This window comes from Aquirufa beregesia (genome assembly GCF_011090385.1).
Classification (GTDB): domain Bacteria; phylum Bacteroidota; class Bacteroidia; order Cytophagales; family Spirosomataceae; genus Aquirufa; species Aquirufa beregesia.
The window spans coordinates 319,511-337,624 of record NZ_SEWW01000001.1 but is presented as its reverse complement, the minus strand read 5'-3'; the positions used below and the strand labels follow the sequence as shown (position 1 = coordinate 337,624).

Here is an 18,114-nt window from a genome sequence, read left to right as displayed (position 1 = left end):
ATTTACGAGATGTTTAGATCAAATAATTTATCTTCATATAGAAAACCACTCAATTTGTCTCCAATTTTGACTGGTCCAACTCCAGCTGGTGTACCTGTGAAAATATAATCGCCCGTTTTCAAGGTAAAATATTGCGAAATGTCAGCGATTAGCTCACTAATATTCCAAATCATCAGATTACTTTCACCTGATTGTACGGTCTGGCCATTAATTTCCAAATGAAAAGGTATAGATTGTTCTAATTCACCATCTTTCAAAGATCGAATGCTTGAAACAAAAGCAGAACCATTGAAAGCTTTGGACTTTTCCCAAGGTAAGCCCTTTTCTTTAAGCTTAGCCTGTACATCACGCGCAGTAAAATCAATTCCTAAACCTATACCATCAATGTACTTATGGGCAAATTTAGATTCAATATTCTTCCCCACTTTTGAAATACGAAATACTAATTCGATTTCATGGTGAACATCATGAGAAAAACTCGGATAGTAAAAATCCGAGTTTTGATCTAACAATGCCGTGTCTGGCTTTAAAAAAAGTACAGGATCTTTAGGCTTCTCGTTTGATAACTCCTGGATATGATCCACATAATTTCTTCCAACACAGATGATTTTCATGTAAAAATTATTTCAATACTTCTGAAACCAATTTAGCTGCATCTTTTAACAAGACCGCAGAGAATACTTTTAAACCAGAATTATTAATAATGGCTGCCCCTTCTTCTGCATTGGTTCCTTGTAAACGTACAATAATCGGTACATTAATTTGACCAATGTTTTTGTAGGCTTCTACAACACCATTAGCAACACGGTCACAACGTACAATACCTCCAAAAATGTTAATCAAAATAGCTTTAACATTAGGATCCTGTAAAATAATACGGAAACCTGCTTCTACGGTTTTAGCGTTAGCTCCACCCCCTACATCAAGAAAGTTAGCGGGCTCGCCACCAGATAATTTAATGATATCCATGGTTGCCATCGCTAAACCAGCTCCGTTAACCATACAACCTACGTTACCATCTAATTTAACGTAGTTCAAATCATTTTCAGATGCTTCTACTTCCAAAGGATCCTCCTCTGAAATATCACGTAAAACGGCTAAGTCTTTGTGACGATATAAAGCATTATCATCCAAGTTTACTTTAGCATCAACCGCTAAAATTTTATCATCTGATGTCTTTAATACTGGGTTAATTTCAAACATGGAAGAATCTGTTTCCACATAAGCTTTGTATAAAGATTGAATGAATTTCACCATTTCTTTCAAAGCTTGACCACTTAGGCCTAACATGAAAGCAATTTTACGAGCTTGGAAATCTTGTAATCCCACACGTGGGTCTATCCATTCCTTTATGATCTTTTCAGGACTATGCTCGGCTACTTCTTCAATATCCATTCCACCTTCAGTAGATGCCATGATGACATTGCAAGCACGACCACGATCTAATAAAATCGATAAATAGTATTCCTTAGGTTCTGAATCGCCAGGATAGTAAACATCCTCACTAATTAAAACTTTATTAACTTTTTTACCTTCTGGACCAGTTTGATGAGTAATCAATTGCATTCCCAAAATTTGAGAAACGCGCTCATTTAACTCATCCATGTTCTTGGCAAGCTTTACTCCTCCTCCTTTTCCACGTCCACCCGCATGAATCTGAGCTTTCACCACAAACCAACCTGTGCCCGTTTGTGCCTTTAAAGCTTCAGCTGCCGAAGTAGCGTCTTCTAACTTGTCAACAACAATACCCTCCTGAATCCTTACCCCGTAACTTTTTAAAATTTCTTTTGCTTGGTATTCGTGAATATTCATTTATCAAAATTTTTATTTCGTGAAATTACTATTTATTTGCCAAACTTTTAAAATCTTATTGTATCAATCGTGTTTTCTAAAAAAAAGACAAAAAAATGTTAGAATTAAAAAATATTTCCAAATCCTATGGGACTCAATTAATTCTGGACAACATATCATTTACTATTAAAACCAATGAATTGATCTCCATCCTTGGACCATCTGGTTCAGGGAAAAGTACCCTTCTGCAGATCATTGGTTTATTAACAAACTACAATTCAGGCGAAATCTACTTGGATGGAATAGCATATTCTAGTTTGAATGAACAAGAACAAAGCTTTTTCAGAAACAGCAAAATGGGTTTCGTATTCCAATTTCATAATTTATTGGGTGAATTTTCTTGTGAAGAGAATATCAAATTTCCCCTTTTCATTCGAGGGGGAAAATTAACTCAAGAAGATGGCGAGTTCTTTGATAAAATAGTCAATAAACTAGGCATAGTGGACATCCTCAAAAAATACCCAGGTCAAATTTCTGGAGGAGAACAACAGCGTGTGGCTGTTGCACGTGCCTTAATAAATCGTCCTAGTATACTTTTGGCAGATGAACCTACAGGCAATTTGGATAAAAACAATGCGGAAAATCTTTACGACTTGTTTTTAGAATTAAAACAAGATTGGAATCAACGAATTATCATGGTTACCCATAATGAAGCGCTTACTCATCAATCTGATCAAGTAATTATTTTAAATTCTGGTAAGATTCAATAGTCATTGTCTGACAAAATGTCATAGATTTGTGAATTAATTCAATTTTTAATTCATGCAAGATTTAAAAGTACTCTCACCAGAGGAGATAAAAGGATTGGATGAACCAAGAATTTCACCCAGTCAGCATCAAACAGATTATTCGAAAAAGATTTATTTAGAGAGCTATGGCTGTCAGATGAATTTTGCTGATTCGGAAGTGGTGACTTCCATTTTAATGGAACAAGGTTATTCTACCACGTCCAATATTCAAGAAGCTGATACCATTTTATTGAATACCTGCGCCATTCGGGAAAACGCAGAACAGAAAATACGCCATCGTTTGCAGAGTTTCAAACCTCTTAAAGCTAAAAATCCCCACATTACTGTAGGTATTTTAGGCTGTATGGCGGAGCGCTTAAAAACCCAATTGCTAGAAGAAGAGAAAATCGTTGATTTGGTAGCTGGACCAGATGCCTATCGTGATTTACCTCGTCTTTTGGAAGAGATAGAGGATGGCAACAAAGCGGTTAATGTATTTCTTTCGCGTGAAGAAACCTATGGCAATATTGACCCCGTACGCTTACATACGAATGGTGTAACAGCCCTTGTCAGTATCATGCGTGGCTGTAATAATATGTGTTCTTTTTGCGTGGTACCTTATACACGAGGGAGAGAAAGATCAAGAGATCTTGATTCTATCTTAAGGGAATGTATTAATCTATTTAATTCAGGATATCGAGAAGTGACACTTTTAGGCCAAAATGTGGATTCATATCATTGGCAACATCCTGAAACAGATCAATCTGTCAATTTTGCTCAATTGTTAGAGCAGGTAGCTCAATTGAAGCCTGAACTACGTGTTAGATTTTCTACTTCGCATCCAAAAGATATCACCAACGAAGTTTTGCATACCATGGCGGCCTATGATAATATTTGCAAAAATATTCATCTACCAGCACAAAGTGGCAATAATCGCATATTGGATTTAATGAACCGAACATATACCAGAGAATGGTATTTAGATCGCATTCAGTCGATTCGAACCATTTTAGGCGAATCTTGTGGTATTTCTCATGATTTAATTGCGGGGTTTTGCTCCGAAACGGAAGAAGAACATCAAGATTCACTGAGCCTTTTAGAGGAAGTAAAATATGATTTTGGTTATATGTTTTCTTATTCTGAAAGACCGGGCACTCCTGCCGAAAAGAAATTGGCAGATGATATTCCTGAGGAGATTAAGAAAAGAAGACTTCAAGAAATCATTGATTTACAAAGGAAACACTCAGCATACAAAAATCAATTGATGATTGGCACGACACAACGAGTGTTGGTAGAAGGTGATTCCAAGAAATCTTCTGCGCATCATTTTGGAAGAACAGATAATAATAAGGTAGTGGTTTTCCCTAAGAAAGAGGAAATGAAAGGGAAATTTGTGGATGTTAAAATTACACATTGTACCTCAGGTACTCTATTGGGTGAATTAATCAATTAATATGGAATCAAGTCATTTGAATGCCATCAAAGCTCGCTTTGGAATAATAGGGAATTCTTCTGCCCTATTACGCGCTATTTCGGTTGCTGAGCAAGTAGCCCCGACGGATATGACTGTATTGATTACAGGAGAAAGTGGATCTGGAAAAGAATCTTTTTCCAAAATAATCCATTCTTTGTCTAAAAGGAAACATGGTCAATTCATTGCAGTTAACTGTGGCGCTATCCCTGAAGGAACCATTGATTCAGAATTGTTTGGACATGAAAAGGGATCATTTACAGGGGCAATTGAAGCCAGAAAAGGTTATTTTGAAGTAACTGACGGAGGAACTATTTTTTTGGATGAAATAGCAGAAATGCCCTTAGGGACTCAAGCTAGACTCTTGCGTGTTTTAGAGAATGGTGAGTTCTATCGTGTCGGTTCTTCCAAAGTTCAAAAAACGAATACACGTGTTGTTGCCGCTACCAACGTGAACCTGCAAGATGCGATATCATCTGGAAAATTTAGGGAAGATTTATACTACCGACTTTGCACAGTGCCTATTTATGTCCCACCTCTGAGAGAGCGTGGCGATGATATAGAATTGCTATTCCGAAAATTCACAACTGATTTTTCAGAATTACATCGGGTAAAACCCATTATGTTGACCCGAGAGGCCAAAGATTTATTGCAAAAGCAACGATTTCCTGGGAATATTCGCCAATTGAAAAATTTAGCAGAGCAAATTTCCGTTTTAGAAGTTGGAGATCGGATTGTAGATGATGTCAAGCTCCAGTATTATTTGGAGTTCAACGAGCCTAAAATCAATTCATCTGTCATCAAAGGAGATTTTTTCACTAGTCCCGATGGAATTAATGAACGAGAAATTTTATACAAAATCTTGTTTGATTTGAAGCGAGATGTGACCGAGTTAAAGAAAATATTATTAAAAGTCATTGAGTCAGGAAATACCAATGCCTATGATATTATTTCCAATAATATGTCGATTTTTGAAGATATAAAGCCGGAATTCTCTGATTTACAAAAGAATTTAACGCTTCCTTCTACACCAAGTGCAGTGGAAGTAAGTCCTAATCCTATTGAGATTCACCCCATTTCTAATTCTGCAATGGAGGAAGATGTCAATTTTGAAGATGTGAGTGCTCAAGTTCAGGACGTCACTTTATCACTTGAAAAACAGGAAAAGGAAATTATTATCCGAGCATTAAAGAAAAACAGGAATAAGCGAAAATACGCTGCTAAGGATTTAGGAATCTCAGAAAGAACCTTATATCGAAAAATTAAACAATATGATTTGGAAGATATTGCCTAAGCTGGCCATACTATTTTGTTTATTAACACTTTTTAGTGGATGTTATAGTTTCAAAGGAGCTAGTTTATCTCCTGAGCTAAAAACGATTCAAATAAGTAATATCCGTATGGAAACGGCTGGTGGACCAGCCAATTTAAGTTTGGATGTAAATGAGCGATTAAAGGAATATTTTCAAAGAAATACTTCTTTAAAATTGACTACCCAAGCCCCTGATTTACTGCTAGAAGGTACTATCGTTGGCTATGAATTAAGTCCACAGGCTCCTACTTCAGATGATAAGGCAGGATTAAATCGATTGACGTTACGCATTCAATTTAGGTTAAGCAATAGACTAGATGAGAATAAGAATTTTGATCAAGAATTTTCTTTTTATCAAGATTTCCCCCAAAATCAAACCTTGAATCAGGTGGAGAAAACACTGATTCCGAAATTAGTAGATCAAATAATCTTAGATTTATTTAACAAAATTGCTGGAGACTGGTAATACATGGATAATAAGGCGCAAGATTTATGGTTTCTTTTACATAAAATAGATCGAAGTAATTCGAGTCTACAACATTCTTTTGATGGAGATAAAGAAGCCTATCCTTATTTCTATTTATTGTTTTGGAATGAAAAATTCAATCCCAATCTCCAAAAGAAAATTGCGTTAATGTCATCCTCCAGGAAGCATTATTTCGAATCTATCTTTGACATAGAAGAAATATCGATGCCCTTTATCGATGTTGAGAGTTTTAAGACATCAATTCCAGATGTCAAAGAGCAATTACAAGTCATTGATGATTTTTTACAAAACTTACCTAGTATTGCTCGTCCCAAAAAGAATCTAAAAGAAGAAGATTCTGATGTTTTGGACTTAGCTGAACTAAAAAATGCAACTCCAGTGTCAGAAACTTTTGCTAAAATTCTTGAGAGACAAGAGAAATACGAAAGAGCAATCGAGATGTATGAAAAATTAAGTTTGATTAAACCTGAAAAAAGCCTTTACTTTGCAACTCGAATTTCCGAATTGAAACATAAATTAATTTAAATAAACGATGTTCACCGTATTAATTTCTCTAATAGTTCTATTTTCTGCACTTTTAATCATCTTGATTTTGGTTCAAAATCCTAAAGGTGGTGGTATTAGTGGAGAGTTTTCTTCTGCAGGTGCTACTCAAATGTTTGGAGTACAAAAAACAGGAGATTTAGTAGAACAATTAACTTGGGGCTTCTCCATTAGCATTTTGGTATTAGTGTTATTAACTAATTTCACTCTTTCTTCTGAAACAACAGATGCTACTCAATCAGTCAATGTAGAGAAAGCTGCAGGTAAAACATTACCCGCTGCTCCTGCTCCTAGCCCAGCTACACCTGCAAAATAGTCAGACTGACAAGAATTGCTGAATAACTGACAATTTTACAGCTTAAATTTTTTGGCACACATCATGCTGATAAATGGAAAGTCCTTAGATGATAAGGACTTTTTATATGTTAATAACTTAAAATCTATATTATTATGTCAAAATTAAGTATCAAGCCCTTAGCAGATCGGGTTGTTGTTGAGCCTGCTCAAGCTGAAGAAAAAACTGCTTTTGGTATCATTATTCCTGATACTGCCAAAGAGAAACCACAAAAAGGAACGATTGTTGCCGTAGGAAATGGCAAAAAAGATGAACCTATTACAGTAAAAGTAGGTGACTCTGTATTGTATGGTAAATATTCTGGAACAGAGATTACAATCGACGGTAAAGATTATTTGATCATGCGTGAGTCTGACATTTTTGCAGTTTTATAGTTTTCATACTTTAAAATATTTCAACCAGTAAAATTTATTTAACAAAATGGCAAAAGAACTATATTTTGACACCGAGGCGAGAGAAAAAATGAAAAGAGGGGTTGATACCCTTGCGAACGCCGTAAAAGTAACGTTAGGACCCAAAGGACGTAATGTTATCATTGATAAAAAATTCGGATCACCTTCAATTACGAAAGATGGTGTATCTGTAGCAAAAGAAATTGAATTAGAGGATCCTGTAGAAAACATGGGTGCTCAATTAGTGAAAGAAGTAGCTTCCAAAACAGCTGATCAAGCAGGTGACGGTACTACTACTGCTACTGTATTGGCTCAATCTATTTACACGATTGGTTCTAAGAACGTAGCTGCTGGTGCTAACCCAATGGATTTGAAGCGTGGTATTGAGAAAGCGGTTGAAGCTATCGTAGGTAACTTGAGAACTCAATCTCGTCCTATCACTACTTCTACTGAAATAGCTCAAGTGGCTACAATCTCAGCTAACAATGATGTGGAAATCGGTCAAATGATTTCTTCAGCCATGGAAAAAGTTGGTCGTGAAGGTGTTATCACTGTGGAAGAAGCACGTGGTACTGAAACGGAAGTTAAAACAGTAGAAGGTATGCAATTTGATCGTGGATACTTATCTGCGTATTTTGTGACTAATACTGACAAAATGGAAGTGGAATTAGAAAAACCATTCATTTTGATTTCAGAGAAGAAAGTTTCTTCCATGAAAGAATTACTTCCTGTATTGGAAGCAGTAGCTCAAACTGGTCGTCCATTGTTGATCATTTCAGAAGATGTGGACGGTGAGGCTTTAGCTACCTTAGTTGTTAACAAAATCCGTGGTGCGCTGAAAGTGGCAGCTGTTAAAGCTCCAGGTTTTGGAGACAGAAGAAAAGCTATGTTAGAAGACATCGCTATCTTAACGGGTGGTACTGTTATCGCTGAAGAAAGAGGATTCAAATTAGAAAACGCTACTTTAGAATACCTTGGACAAGCGGAAAAAGTAATCATTGACAAGGACAACACAACAATTGTTAATGGAAATGGTTCTAAAGACGATATCGAAAATCGTGTTAACCAAATCAAGGCTCAGATTGAAAACACGACTTCAGATTATGATCGTGAGAAATTGCAAGAGCGCTTAGCAAAACTTTCAGGTGGTGTGGCTATCCTTTACATTGGAGCGGCAACTGAATTGGAAATGAAAGAGAAGAAAGATCGTGTAGATGATGCTTTGCATGCTACTAGAGCAGCTGTAGAAGAAGGAATCGTAGCTGGTGGTGGTGTTGCTTTAATTCGTGCTATTAGTGCATTAGATACCTTGACAGGTGAAAATGAAGATCAAAATACGGGTATCAACATCATTCGTCAAGCGGTAGAATCTCCGTTACGTACTATCGTATCTAATGCAGGTGGTGAAGGTTCAGTAGTTATCAATGCTGTTAAAGCAGGAAAAGATGACTTCGGATACAATGCACGTGAAGACAAATACGAGAATATGATTGCTGCGGGTATTATTGACCCAACTAAAGTAACTCGTTTAGCTTTAGAAAATGCTGCTTCTATCGCAGGATTGTTATTAACTACAGAATGTGTCATTGCTGATAAACCGGCTTCGGAACCTGCTCACGGTCATGGACCTGGTGGCGGCGGAATGGGCGGCATGATGTAATTAAATTAGATTTATTAGTGAAAACTCCCCATCTTTGGGGAGTTTTTTTTATACCATAACTCTCAATGAAAAGAATTGCCATTGATATGGATGATGTCTTAGCTGACACCTCCATTAAAATTATAGATCAAATAAACCATCGCTTAAACAAATCATATAATCCTGATGATTTATTAAACAGTGATGCATTAAAATTAGCATTTTACGAAGACTATCAATCCAATAATCAATTTCTATGGGAACCTGGCTTTTTCTTGGATATTAAAGTGAAAGAAGATGCAATAGAAGTTGTCAAACAACTACAGGAAAAATACGAAGTGTTCATTGTTTCTGCGGCGACTGAATTTCCTGAATCCATGAAGGAGAAGTTGGTTTGGTTAGAGCAACATTTTCCTTTTATTGGTTGGAAGCACACGGTATTTTGTGGGCATAAATATATGATTCAGGCCGATTACTTAATCGATGATCATGAGAAAAACCTAGCTTCATTTACTGGGAAACCTATACTTTATTCCGCTCTACATAATCTTCATATACACGACTACGAACGTGTTAATTCTTGGAAGGAAGTAGGTCATTTATTCTTATAGTTATTGATTTCTATGCTTCAAGCTAGACTTGCCATTAGTGTATTATTTTTATTGTGTGGATTGAATTTCGCTTCTTGGGCAACCAGGATTCCTGATTTCAAAGAATTCTTATCGTTATCTGATGCAGAATTGGGTAGTATATTAATGGGACTACCCATTGGTTCGATGGTATCTCTCCCTTTAGCTGGATGGTTAATAGCTAGATATAATTCCAAAATTATCTGTTTGCTGGCGGTGGTATTATACATCCTCATTTTACCAGCTTTAACTCTCATTTCTAGCTCCCTATTTCTTTTTATTGGTTTATTTTCTTTCGGAATGGCAGGAGATATTTTGAATATTTCTATGAATACGCAAGTCGTTACCTTAGAAAAGTTGACCAACAAAAAAACAATGTCCTCATTTCATGCCATTTTCTCCATTGGCTTGATGTTAGGTTCATTATTAGGCGGCTATTTAGTTAAATCTGACATAACCTTAGAACTACACTTTTACCTCATAGCTATATGTAATGCAGTATGCATCATAGGTGTATATAGCTATTTATTGACTGACTCAAAAAATACGAATCAAGAAAGTGAAGCGGTCCAAGCCAAATTCAAATTGAACAATTATTTATTGATTCTATCCTTTGTAGCTTTTTGCGGAATGCTTTGTGAAGGTGCTATGGCGGATTGGATCAGTCTATATTTTAAATTATTACCCAATTTAGAAGGCTTACCTTTTACTATTGGTTTTTCATCTTTTGCCTTTTCGATGGTCATAGGCCGTTTATTGGGCGATTGGGCGGCTAAACATATTTCCATAAGAAATATCCTGATGTTTAACGGAATCTTAATTGCTATTGGCATGAGTATAACCGTACTTTTTACTCAAGTTCATGTGATGATTTTTGGTTGCTTTATAACTGGATTAGGTATTTCAACCATAGTTCCTATGATCTATTCTCAAGCTGGTAATACCCAAGATACATCTCCAGCCATGGCCATAGCGGCTGTTTCTACCATTGCATATGTTGGTTTTATGTTAGGCCCTGTTGTCATCGGTTTTTTGTCCGAATACTTTGGGCTTCAACATGCCTTAGTGCTTCTTATCATACTAGGAATATTAGCTAGCGGCATCAGTAAGTTTGCATTGAGCAAAGATTAGCCGCATTCAATTGAATTATTCGGATATTTAATTATCTTTATTTAATGTATAACTTCAATAAATAATTGGCTATGAATAAACATGTCATATTTTGGTCTATTACAGTTGGTTTAGGTGGAATGTTATTTGGCTTAGATGTAGCAGTCATTTCGGGTGCTGAATTAGCCATTCAAAAATTATGGCATTTGGATAGCTGGACTCATGGTTTAGCCGTGGCCACGGCATTATATGGAACCGTAGTAGGAGCCGCATTGGGGGGTATTCCAGCAGATAAATACGGAAGAAAACAAACGCTACTTTGGATAGGCATTAGTTTCTTTGTTTCATCTTTAGGGGCGGCATTGGCCACTGATGTCAATCTATTTATGTTATTTCGCTTCTTAGGGGGATTGGGCATTGGGGCCTCTTCGGTTGTTGCTCCTATCTATATTTCTGAAATTGCCCCTCCACAACATCGCGGAAAGTTGGTCATTTCATTTCAATTAAATGTCGTATTAGGCATTTTATTGGCCTATATTTCCAATTATTTACTTCAAGGTGGAGAGGATGACTGGCGTTATATGTTAGGAATGGTAGCTATACCAAGTTTGCTTTTTTCTTTCTTAATATTATTTACGCCAGAAACACCTCAGTTTTTGCTTTTAAAACGTAAAGACCAAGCAGGGGCGCTGAAAGTGTTAACCTTGGCTGATCCTGATCCGAAAACTACTTTAAAGCGAATTTTAGACAATGCGAAAACGCAAATCAAAAAAGAGCGTCTATTTTCAAAAAAGTTCTTCACTCCTTTACTCCTCTCCTTTTTGATTGCCTTTTTTAATCAAATGTCTGGTATCAATGCCATTATTTATTATGCGCCTAGAATTTATGAATTAACGGGTTTAGGCAAAGAAAGTGCACTATTATCTACTGCTGGCATTGGTGTAGCTAATTTATTATTCACTTTATTGGGCTGGTATTTTATTGATAAAATTGGTAGAAGAATACTGATGTACATAGGCTCCGTGGGATATATTATTTCCTTAGGCTTAATAGCATTCTCTTTTTATCAGGAATCCTACGCTTTAGTACCCATTTATATTTTCTTATTCATAGCTTCCCACGCCATTGGTCAAGGATCAGTTATTTGGGTATTTATATCGGAAATTTTCCCTAATTCTGTACGGGCCTCGGGAATGGCTTGGGGCTCATTAACACACTGGTTACTAGCTGCCTTAGTCGCTAACTTTTTCCCAATTCTAACAGAAAACTTTGGAGGAACTTTTATTTTCAGTCTGTTTGGCTTGATGATGGTTGCCCAGTTCTTTTATGTCATGTTCTTAATGCCTGAAACCAAAGGTGCTTCACTAGAAGATATAGAGAAACAGATCATTATACATTAACCTTTTATGTACATCTGGGATTATATGTCCAGATGTACATTTAGCCAACCTGTGTCAAATTTGACACTGTATTTACTGTAAAATTGAATAGCTGATTCATTCCAATCAAGTACTTGCCACATCATACCTGTACAATGTGTATGCTTAGCTTCTTTGACAGCTTCATCTAACAGCAGTTTACCCAAACCTAGGGAACGATATTCTTCTTTAATGAATAGATCTTCCAAATAAAATCGTTTTCCTTTCCAGGTGGAAAAACGAAAATACCAGAGTGAAAAACCGGCCAAATTTCCTTGATAATAAATGAGGTTAGCTGAAAAAATGGGATTTTCTCCAAATCCATGTTGAATGAAATCTTCCAAACTCGAACTTACTTCATTGGTTGCCTTTTCAAATAAAGCTAATTCTTTTACTAAGCCAAAAATGGATGGAACATCCTCTATTCCCGCTTTTCTAATTTCTATTTGCTCCATGATTAGTAACTTCTCTTAATCGATATAAAACTTCCCGCATGTCTTCAGGAAAATCCTGTTCAAAATAAATACGTTCGTTGGCTTTAGGATGATCAAAACCCAAAGAAAAAGCGTGCAAAGCCTGCCGTGGACACAATTTCATTAAATTGGCAGCAAAGGTTTTAAAATTGGCAATAGAACTCATATAACGAATTTTATCACCCCCATAAGCTGCATCGGATAACAACGGATGTCCAATGGATGCTGCATGAGCTCTGATTTGATGTGTTCGACCTGTTTCTAGATTAAATCGGACTAAAGAACAAAAGACAAATGATTCCATCACTTCATAATGTGTAATGGCTAATTTTCCGTGTTCAGCTTCCTCAGGAAACATCATCATCACTTTTCTGTCCCGTGGACTACGATCTATTTTTCCACGTAGTGTGGCTTTACTTTCTTTAGGGACACCCCAACAAATCGCATAATAGGTTCGGTCAATGGTATGGTCAAAAAACTGCCTTGCCAAATGATTTAACGAAAATTCAGATTTGGCTACGACCAATATTCCCGAAGTATCCTTATCTATTCGATGGACCAAACCTGGTCGAATATCTCCTTTACCAGGTAAATGTTGGCAATGGTACAATAAGGCATTCACCAACGTGCCTTCCCAATTACCATGAGCTGGATGCACCACCATACCAGAAGGTTTATTCACTAAAATAAGCTCTTCATCTTCGTAAATGATATCTATTGGGATATTTTCAGCTACTACATCTTTATCACGGGGTGGATGCGAAAAAGATACTACTATCTCATCTAATGGCTTAACCTTGTAATTTGACTTTATATTGGCGCCGTTTACCTTAACCGAACCAGCTTCTATTCCTGATTGAATTTTGGAACGAGTAGCATTGGAAATTTTTAGAAGTAGGTATTTATCTATTCTAAGTAATTGTTGACCTTTGTCCACCGTGAAATTGAAATGTTCAAACAAATCATCTTCACTCTCAATGGGATCTATTTCATTATCTATGGACATATCTGCTTTTGAAAAAAACTATTTACAACTACCTTCACCAATCGATGAATTGTTTGATCCTCTTTGGAAAGAACAAAACATACGACTATTTTTCAAGCGAGATGATCTGATTCATCCCACCGTTTCTGGCAATAAGTGGCGCAAATTAAAGGAATATATCCGTATCGCCCAAGATAATCCCAAAAAGGGAATTATTAGTTTTGGAGGTGCTTATTCTAACCATTTGTACGCATTGGCTTATGTAGCTAATCTACTACAAATACCTTCAATTGGAATCGTAAGAGGAGAAGAATTAACGACAAAGAGTAATGCATATTTAAGTCAAATGGAAGCCATGGGAATGGAATTATACTTTGTTGACCGAGGTTATTACCGTAAAAAGGAAGTTCCAAATCAAATTAATTCAGAAGATTATTGGATAATCCCAGAAGGAGGTTATTCTTCACATGGAATTGATGGTATGAAAGCTTTGGTAGACGAAATTCAGCAAGGCATTCAACCTGATTTTCTAATTAGTGCCGTTGGAACAGGAACTACCATACTAGGTTTAGCAAAATATTCCAAGGTCAATACGCTTGGCGTGCTATGTTTGAACAATGAAAAGGAAATTGAAAAACATTTGCATGAGCTTCAATTAGAGCTTACCAAGCTATATCTAGCAAAGGATTACTTATTTGGCAAATATGCTTCCCGACCGCCCGAATTAATGAACTTTTGTGAAAAATTTAAACAGCAGCATCATATTGAGATTGAACCTACCTACACAGGTAAAATGATGTATGGAGTGTATGATTTACTCAAAAAAAAGTACTTCCCGGCAGGAAGTACTTTAGTATGTATACACACGGGAGGTATTAAATAGTTTATCCTACTGATCCTTCCAGTGAAATTGCCAATAATTTCTGAGCTTCAACGGCAAACTCCATGGGTAGCTGATTTAACACCTCTTTGGCATAACCATTTACGATTAAAGCAATGGCTGTTTCAGTAGATAATCCCCTTTGGTTACAATAAAAGATTTGATCCTCACCAATTTTAGAAGTAGTAGCTTCATGTTCTACCGAAGCCGTATTGTTTTTAACCTCTAAATAGGGGAATGTATGCGCTCCGCAGCGATCACCTAGAAGTAATGAATCGCACTGAGAATAATTCTTAGCCGAATCCGCTCGTTTGGCCACTTGCACTAGTCCACGATATGAATTTTGAGAAACACCCGCAGAAATACCTTTTGATACAATTCTTGATTTAGAATGTTTGCCTAAGTGAATCATCTTTGTACCCGTATCAGCTTGCTGATGATTATTGGTTACAGCTACTGAATAAAATTCTCCAATGGAATAATCCCCTTTTAGGATAACAGAAGGGTATTTCCAAGTGACTGCAGAACCCGTTTCTACTTGGGTCCAAGATAATTTGGAATGAGCTCCATCGCATATTCCTCGTTTAGTAACAAAATTATAAATTCCACCTTTACCCTCTTTATCTCCTGGATACCAGTTTTGGACCGTTGAATATTTCACTTCTGCACCAGCATGAACAAAAATTTCTACCACAGCCGCATGCAATTGATTTTCATCACGCATAGGTGCGGTACAACCTTCTAAATAGCTTACATAGGAATCTTCATCAGCTATAATTAACGTACGCTCAAACTGACCAGTACCGGACGCATTAATACGGAAATAGGTCGAAAGCTCCATAGGGCAACGAACACCTTTGGGTATATAACAGAAAGAGCCATCTGAAAAAACGGCAGCATTAAGGGCTGCAAAGTAATTGTCTTTAACTGGTACTACGCTCCCCAAATATTTTTTAATTAACTCTGGATGCTCTCTAACAGCTTCCGAAATCGAACAAAATATGATACCTTTTTCAGCTAATGTCTCCTTAAAGGTCGTAGCTACCGAAACTGAATCGATAACCGCATCTACGGCTACATTGGATAAGCGCTTTTGTTCATCCAATGAAATCCCCAATTTCTCAAAAGTTCTACGAAGTTCTGGATCAATTTCATCCAAAGAATTCAATTGCTTTTTAGGCTTAGGTGCGGAATAATACTTTAAAGATTGATAATCTGTTGGTTTATAAGACACATTAGCCCAAGTAGGCTCTTGAAGAGTTTTCCAATAACGAAATGCAGCTAAACGCCATTCAAACATCCATTCAGGCTCATTCTTTTTATCTGAAATAAAACGAATGGTGGTTTCATCTAAACCAATAGGCGCCTCATCAGTATCAAAATGAGATTCAAAACCGTATTTGTAATCGGAAGTGGTTACTTCCTGTAAAATATCATCTACCTTTTCTGCCATGACCTTTGTTTCTATAGAGATACAAAATTACAAAGCAAAATTTAGTTTTGTAAGCATTTAATTAGAACTATTCTAAATAACCTAAAATAAAGGTGTATTTCTAATTAAACTTTCTTCCAAAGAGATAAAAGTCTCCGTTCGTTGAATACCTGTCACCCGTTGAATTTTATCATGAAGTACTTCTCGTAAATGCTGAGTATCTCGACAAATAATTTTGGCAAAAATGGAGTAAATTCCAGTGGTATAGTGAATATTGACCACTTCAGGTATCTTTTCCAATTGTTTGGCTACATCTTCGTACAAGGAACTCTTATCCAAATATATTCCTAAAAATGCGGTTATATCCCAACCAATTTTAGAATAATCAATTAAGAGCTGAGCTCCCTTAACAATGCCCAATGCTTCCATTTTTTTCATTCTAACGTGCACAGTCCCTCCTGAAACGTCTAAACGCTGGCCAATTTCAGTATATGGCAAGTTAGAATCACTAACTAAAATTTCTAAAATTTTATAGTCTAAAGGGTCTAGGTCAAATTTTTTATCCATAATATTTTCAACAAATTGATATTATTTTTAAAAATTACTCAAAAAAATTAGATTTTCTTTAAATAATTTTGAAAAATTAAAAATGATTTCTAATTTTGTCCTATAATAGTTACAAAGGTAAATATTATTTCACTGTAGGGTGATGAAATTGGCAGACGTGCCCTCCTGTCTCGGGGGTGGTGAGTTCGGGATAAACGTAGCGTAATGGGTTGACCACTAAATCAGTTCTGCGATATGGCTAACCGCACCTTGGAGGTTCGAATCCTTCTCCTACAGCATTTTTATTATTTGGTTTTTAGTTTGTTGATGAAGTGTAATGTTAAAAGCAATTCTATTTTAGGATTGCTTTTTTATTTGACAAATAGTCTATAAATTTGGTAGATAACTCACCTTAAACACCTATTATTATGTCATTAAGATTAGGAGATATAGCGCCAGATTTCAGCGCTGAAACAACCCAAGGACCTATTAATTTTCACGAATGGATTGAAAATTCATGGGTATTATTTTTTAGTCACCCAGCTGACTTTACTCCCGTATGTACAACTGAATTAGGAAAAACAGCTTTATTGAATGGAGAGTTTAGCAAAAGAGGTGTCAAGGCTATTGCTATTTCGGTAGATAGTTTGGATTCTCACAACAAGTGGGTTCCAGATATTGAAGAAGTAAACCATGTACAGGTTAACTTCCCGATTATCGCTGATCCAGAGAAAAAAGTGGCATTACTATATGATATGATCCACCCAAATGCTTCTGAAAAAGCTACAGTTCGTTCTGTATTTATTATTGGGCCTGATAAAAAAATCAAATTGACATTAACTTATCCGGCATCAACTGGTAGAAATTTCACTGAAATTTTACGTGTCATTGATTCTTTGCAATTAACAGCAAACTATCAAGTAGCAACTCCGGCCGACTGGGTAAATGGAGAAGATGTTATCATCACTCCTGCTGTATCAAATGAGGAGGCGCTTACTAAATTCCCTAAAGGATTTACAACGGTTAAGCCTTATTTGAGAAAAACACCACAGCCAAATCTATAAGATTTTGTAAATTTGGTTATTCCAACCAAAAAAATTGAAGAAAAAAAGAATCCAGCTTATTGTTAGTATCATTACAGTACTTAGCTTTTGCTGGATTCTTTTTTCATATATAAGCTCCCTTACAGGTGAGGAAGGGCATCAATTTTCCTATAGTGATGCCATTCAAATAGAAGTCCCGCAAAAGCACCTCATTCACGGTATTGATGTTTCTCATCATAATGGAATTGTCCCTTGGAATCACCTCAGTGAATTAGAAATTTTTGATACAGTTTCTTTAAAATTTGTATTTATTAAGGCTACAGAAGGACGCAGTTTACAAGATCCCAATTTTCAGGTTAATTGGCATAAAGCCAAACAAAAAGGATTAATAGCCGGGGCATATCATTTTTATATTCCTACCAGGGACCCTATTGAACAAGCCAAAAACTTTTGTAACATGGTAAAACTGCAAGAAGGCGACCTCCCTCCTGTTTGTGATATCGAAGTAACAAACAGGGTCAGTCATCAAAAAATCCGAAAAGATATTAAAGCTTTTTTGGATTATTTGACTGAACACTATCATACAAAACCTATCTTATATACCAACACACGTATGTACGCTGATTTATTTAATAATGAGGAGTTTACTGATTTCCCATTGTGGTTAGCCAGCTATGAATCCAATACCATCGTAGATGCGGATAATCTACGTTTTTGGCAATACAGCAAACAAGGGAAGCTCCAAGGAAATTCCAAATCTTGGGATTATAATGTATTTTTGGGAGATCATTCAGAATTTGCTTCCATGCTAATCAAATAA

General features: G+C 36.3%; 20 protein-coding genes. 14 read left to right on the top strand and 6 right to left on the bottom strand.

The window, feature by feature from the left end:
- Positions 1–2: 2 nt before the first annotated feature.
- Both EWU23_RS01440 and sucC read right to left on the bottom strand, forming a co-directional pair.
- Positions 3–614, bottom strand: a complete 612-nt coding sequence (locus tag EWU23_RS01440) for a fumarylacetoacetate hydrolase family protein (RefSeq protein ID WP_166228089.1) — start codon at positions 612–614, stop codon at positions 3–5.
- Between the two features lie 7 nt (positions 615–621).
- The gene (sucC, locus tag EWU23_RS01435) at positions 622–1,812 is read right to left on the bottom strand and encodes an ADP-forming succinate--CoA ligase subunit beta (RefSeq protein WP_166228087.1); all 1,191 of its coding nucleotides are present in this window, start codon (positions 1,810–1,812) and stop codon (positions 622–624) included.
- Positions 1,813–1,907: 95 nt separating this feature from the next.
- Between sucC and EWU23_RS01430 the strand changes: the two genes are divergently transcribed.
- The 11 genes from EWU23_RS01430 (at position 1,908) to EWU23_RS01380 (ending at position 11,917) form a co-directional block, all read left to right on the top strand.
- A complete protein-coding gene (locus EWU23_RS01430; RefSeq protein WP_166228085.1) occupies positions 1,908–2,561 on the top strand; it encodes an ABC transporter ATP-binding protein in 654 nt (217 codons plus the stop codon).
- A 52-nt stretch (positions 2,562–2,613) separates the two neighbouring features.
- Positions 2,614–4,032 carry a tRNA (N6-isopentenyl adenosine(37)-C2)-methylthiotransferase MiaB gene (gene miaB, locus EWU23_RS01425; RefSeq protein ID WP_166228083.1) on the top strand — a complete coding sequence of 473 codons (1,419 nt, stop codon included), beginning with the start codon at positions 2,614–2,616 and terminating at the stop codon, positions 4,030–4,032.
- Position 4,033: 1 nt separating this feature from the next.
- Positions 4,034–5,344: a sigma-54 interaction domain-containing protein gene (locus EWU23_RS01420; protein ID WP_166228081.1), complete on the top strand. Its 1,311-nt coding sequence runs from the start codon at positions 4,034–4,036 to the stop codon at positions 5,342–5,344.
- The gene (locus EWU23_RS01415) at positions 5,322–5,828 is read left to right on the top strand and encodes an LptE family protein (protein WP_166228079.1); all 507 of its coding nucleotides are present in this window, start codon (positions 5,322–5,324) and stop codon (positions 5,826–5,828) included. Before EWU23_RS01420 ends, EWU23_RS01415 begins: the two co-directional genes overlap by 23 nt.
- Before the next feature lie 3 nt (positions 5,829–5,831).
- The gene (locus EWU23_RS01410) at positions 5,832–6,374 is read left to right on the top strand and encodes a hypothetical protein (RefSeq protein ID WP_166228077.1); all 543 of its coding nucleotides are present in this window, start codon (positions 5,832–5,834) and stop codon (positions 6,372–6,374) included.
- A 7-nt stretch (positions 6,375–6,381) separates the two neighbouring features.
- A complete protein-coding gene (gene secG, locus EWU23_RS01405) occupies positions 6,382–6,708 on the top strand; it encodes a preprotein translocase subunit SecG (protein WP_166228075.1) in 327 nt (108 codons plus the stop codon).
- Positions 6,709–6,842: 134 nt separating this feature from the next.
- Positions 6,843–7,121, top strand: a complete 279-nt coding sequence (locus EWU23_RS01400) for a co-chaperone GroES (RefSeq protein ID WP_166228073.1) — start codon at positions 6,843–6,845, stop codon at positions 7,119–7,121.
- A 46-nt stretch (positions 7,122–7,167) separates the two neighbouring features.
- Positions 7,168–8,799 carry a chaperonin GroEL gene (gene groL, locus EWU23_RS01395; RefSeq protein WP_166228071.1) on the top strand — a complete coding sequence of 544 codons (1,632 nt, stop codon included), beginning with the start codon at positions 7,168–7,170 and terminating at the stop codon, positions 8,797–8,799.
- Positions 8,800–8,864: 65 nt separating this feature from the next.
- The gene (locus EWU23_RS01390) at positions 8,865–9,389 is read left to right on the top strand and encodes a 5' nucleotidase, NT5C type (RefSeq protein ID WP_166228069.1); all 525 of its coding nucleotides are present in this window, start codon (positions 8,865–8,867) and stop codon (positions 9,387–9,389) included.
- Between the two features lie 12 nt (positions 9,390–9,401).
- Entirely contained in the window at positions 9,402–10,538 is a 1,137-nt protein-coding gene (locus EWU23_RS01385) for an MFS transporter (RefSeq protein WP_166228067.1), read from the top strand.
- A 65-nt stretch (positions 10,539–10,603) separates the two neighbouring features.
- Positions 10,604–11,917 carry a sugar porter family MFS transporter gene (locus EWU23_RS01380; RefSeq protein WP_166228064.1) on the top strand — a complete coding sequence of 438 codons (1,314 nt, stop codon included), beginning with the start codon at positions 10,604–10,606 and terminating at the stop codon, positions 11,915–11,917.
- A gap of 20 nt (positions 11,918–11,937) precedes the next feature.
- On the opposite strand, the gene EWU23_RS01375 is transcribed toward EWU23_RS01380, so the two are convergent.
- The gene (locus EWU23_RS01375) at positions 11,938–12,390 is read right to left on the bottom strand and encodes a GNAT family N-acetyltransferase (RefSeq protein ID WP_166228062.1); all 453 of its coding nucleotides are present in this window, start codon (positions 12,388–12,390) and stop codon (positions 11,938–11,940) included.
- Positions 12,371–13,414, bottom strand: coding sequence for an RluA family pseudouridine synthase (locus EWU23_RS01370; RefSeq protein ID WP_166228060.1), 1,044 nt, complete (start codon positions 13,412–13,414; stop codon positions 12,371–12,373). The genes EWU23_RS01375 and EWU23_RS01370 overlap by 20 nt, the downstream gene beginning before the upstream one ends.
- Between EWU23_RS01370 and EWU23_RS01365 the strand changes: the two genes are divergently transcribed.
- On the top strand, positions 13,407–14,276 hold the full coding sequence (locus EWU23_RS01365; RefSeq protein WP_166228058.1) for a 1-aminocyclopropane-1-carboxylate deaminase/D-cysteine desulfhydrase: 870 nt from the start codon (positions 13,407–13,409) through the stop codon (positions 14,274–14,276). The two genes, EWU23_RS01370 and EWU23_RS01365, sit on opposite strands and share 8 nt — an antisense overlap.
- Position 14,277: 1 nt before the next feature.
- Here the strand turns inward: EWU23_RS01365 and sufB are convergent, their stop codons facing one another.
- Both sufB and EWU23_RS01355 read right to left on the bottom strand, forming a co-directional pair.
- Positions 14,278–15,726: a Fe-S cluster assembly protein SufB gene (sufB, locus tag EWU23_RS01360; protein ID WP_166228056.1), complete on the bottom strand. Its 1,449-nt coding sequence runs from the start codon at positions 15,724–15,726 to the stop codon at positions 14,278–14,280.
- A gap of 81 nt (positions 15,727–15,807) precedes the next feature.
- Positions 15,808–16,272, bottom strand: coding sequence for an Lrp/AsnC ligand binding domain-containing protein (locus tag EWU23_RS01355; RefSeq protein ID WP_109322930.1), 465 nt, complete (start codon positions 16,270–16,272; stop codon positions 15,808–15,810).
- Positions 16,273–16,679: 407 nt separating this feature from the next.
- On the opposite strand from EWU23_RS01355, the gene EWU23_RS01350 reads away from it, so the two are divergent.
- Positions 16,680–17,315 carry a peroxiredoxin gene (locus EWU23_RS01350; protein WP_166228054.1) on the top strand — a complete coding sequence of 212 codons (636 nt, stop codon included), beginning with the start codon at positions 16,680–16,682 and terminating at the stop codon, positions 17,313–17,315.
- Between the two features lie 34 nt (positions 17,316–17,349).
- The gene (locus EWU23_RS01345; protein WP_166228052.1) at positions 17,350–18,114 is read left to right on the top strand and encodes a glycoside hydrolase family 25 protein; all 765 of its coding nucleotides are present in this window, start codon (positions 17,350–17,352) and stop codon (positions 18,112–18,114) included.

Coding starts and splice junctions, on each gene's coding strand:
- EWU23_RS01440 (WP_166228089.1), bottom strand. CDS start 614: ATGAAAATCATCTGTGTTGGAAGAAATTATGTGGATCATATCCAGGAG.
- sucC (WP_166228087.1), bottom strand. CDS start 1,812: ATGAATATTCACGAATACCAAGCAAAAGAAATTTTAAAAAGTTACGGG.
- EWU23_RS01430 (WP_166228085.1), top strand. CDS start 1,908: ATGTTAGAATTAAAAAATATTTCCAAATCCTATGGGACTCAATTAATT.
- miaB (WP_166228083.1), top strand. CDS start 2,614: ATGCAAGATTTAAAAGTACTCTCACCAGAGGAGATAAAAGGATTGGAT.
- EWU23_RS01420 (WP_166228081.1), top strand. CDS start 4,034: ATGGAATCAAGTCATTTGAATGCCATCAAAGCTCGCTTTGGAATAATA.
- EWU23_RS01415 (WP_166228079.1), top strand. CDS start 5,322: ATGATTTGGAAGATATTGCCTAAGCTGGCCATACTATTTTGTTTATTA.
- EWU23_RS01410 (WP_166228077.1), top strand. CDS start 5,832: ATGGATAATAAGGCGCAAGATTTATGGTTTCTTTTACATAAAATAGAT.
- secG (WP_166228075.1), top strand. CDS start 6,382: ATGTTCACCGTATTAATTTCTCTAATAGTTCTATTTTCTGCACTTTTA.
- EWU23_RS01400 (WP_166228073.1), top strand. CDS start 6,843: ATGTCAAAATTAAGTATCAAGCCCTTAGCAGATCGGGTTGTTGTTGAG.
- groL (WP_166228071.1), top strand. CDS start 7,168: ATGGCAAAAGAACTATATTTTGACACCGAGGCGAGAGAAAAAATGAAA.
- EWU23_RS01390 (WP_166228069.1), top strand. CDS start 8,865: ATGAAAAGAATTGCCATTGATATGGATGATGTCTTAGCTGACACCTCC.
- EWU23_RS01385 (WP_166228067.1), top strand. CDS start 9,402: ATGCTTCAAGCTAGACTTGCCATTAGTGTATTATTTTTATTGTGTGGA.
- EWU23_RS01375 (WP_166228062.1), bottom strand. CDS start 12,390: ATGGAGCAAATAGAAATTAGAAAAGCGGGAATAGAGGATGTTCCATCC.
- EWU23_RS01365 (WP_166228058.1), top strand. CDS start 13,407: ATGGACATATCTGCTTTTGAAAAAAACTATTTACAACTACCTTCACCA.
- EWU23_RS01370 (WP_166228060.1), bottom strand. CDS start 13,414: ATGTCCATAGATAATGAAATAGATCCCATTGAGAGTGAAGATGATTTG.
- sufB (WP_166228056.1), bottom strand. CDS start 15,726: ATGGCAGAAAAGGTAGATGATATTTTACAGGAAGTAACCACTTCCGAT.
- EWU23_RS01355 (WP_109322930.1), bottom strand. CDS start 16,272: ATGGATAAAAAATTTGACCTAGACCCTTTAGACTATAAAATTTTAGAA.
- EWU23_RS01350 (WP_166228054.1), top strand. CDS start 16,680: ATGTCATTAAGATTAGGAGATATAGCGCCAGATTTCAGCGCTGAAACA.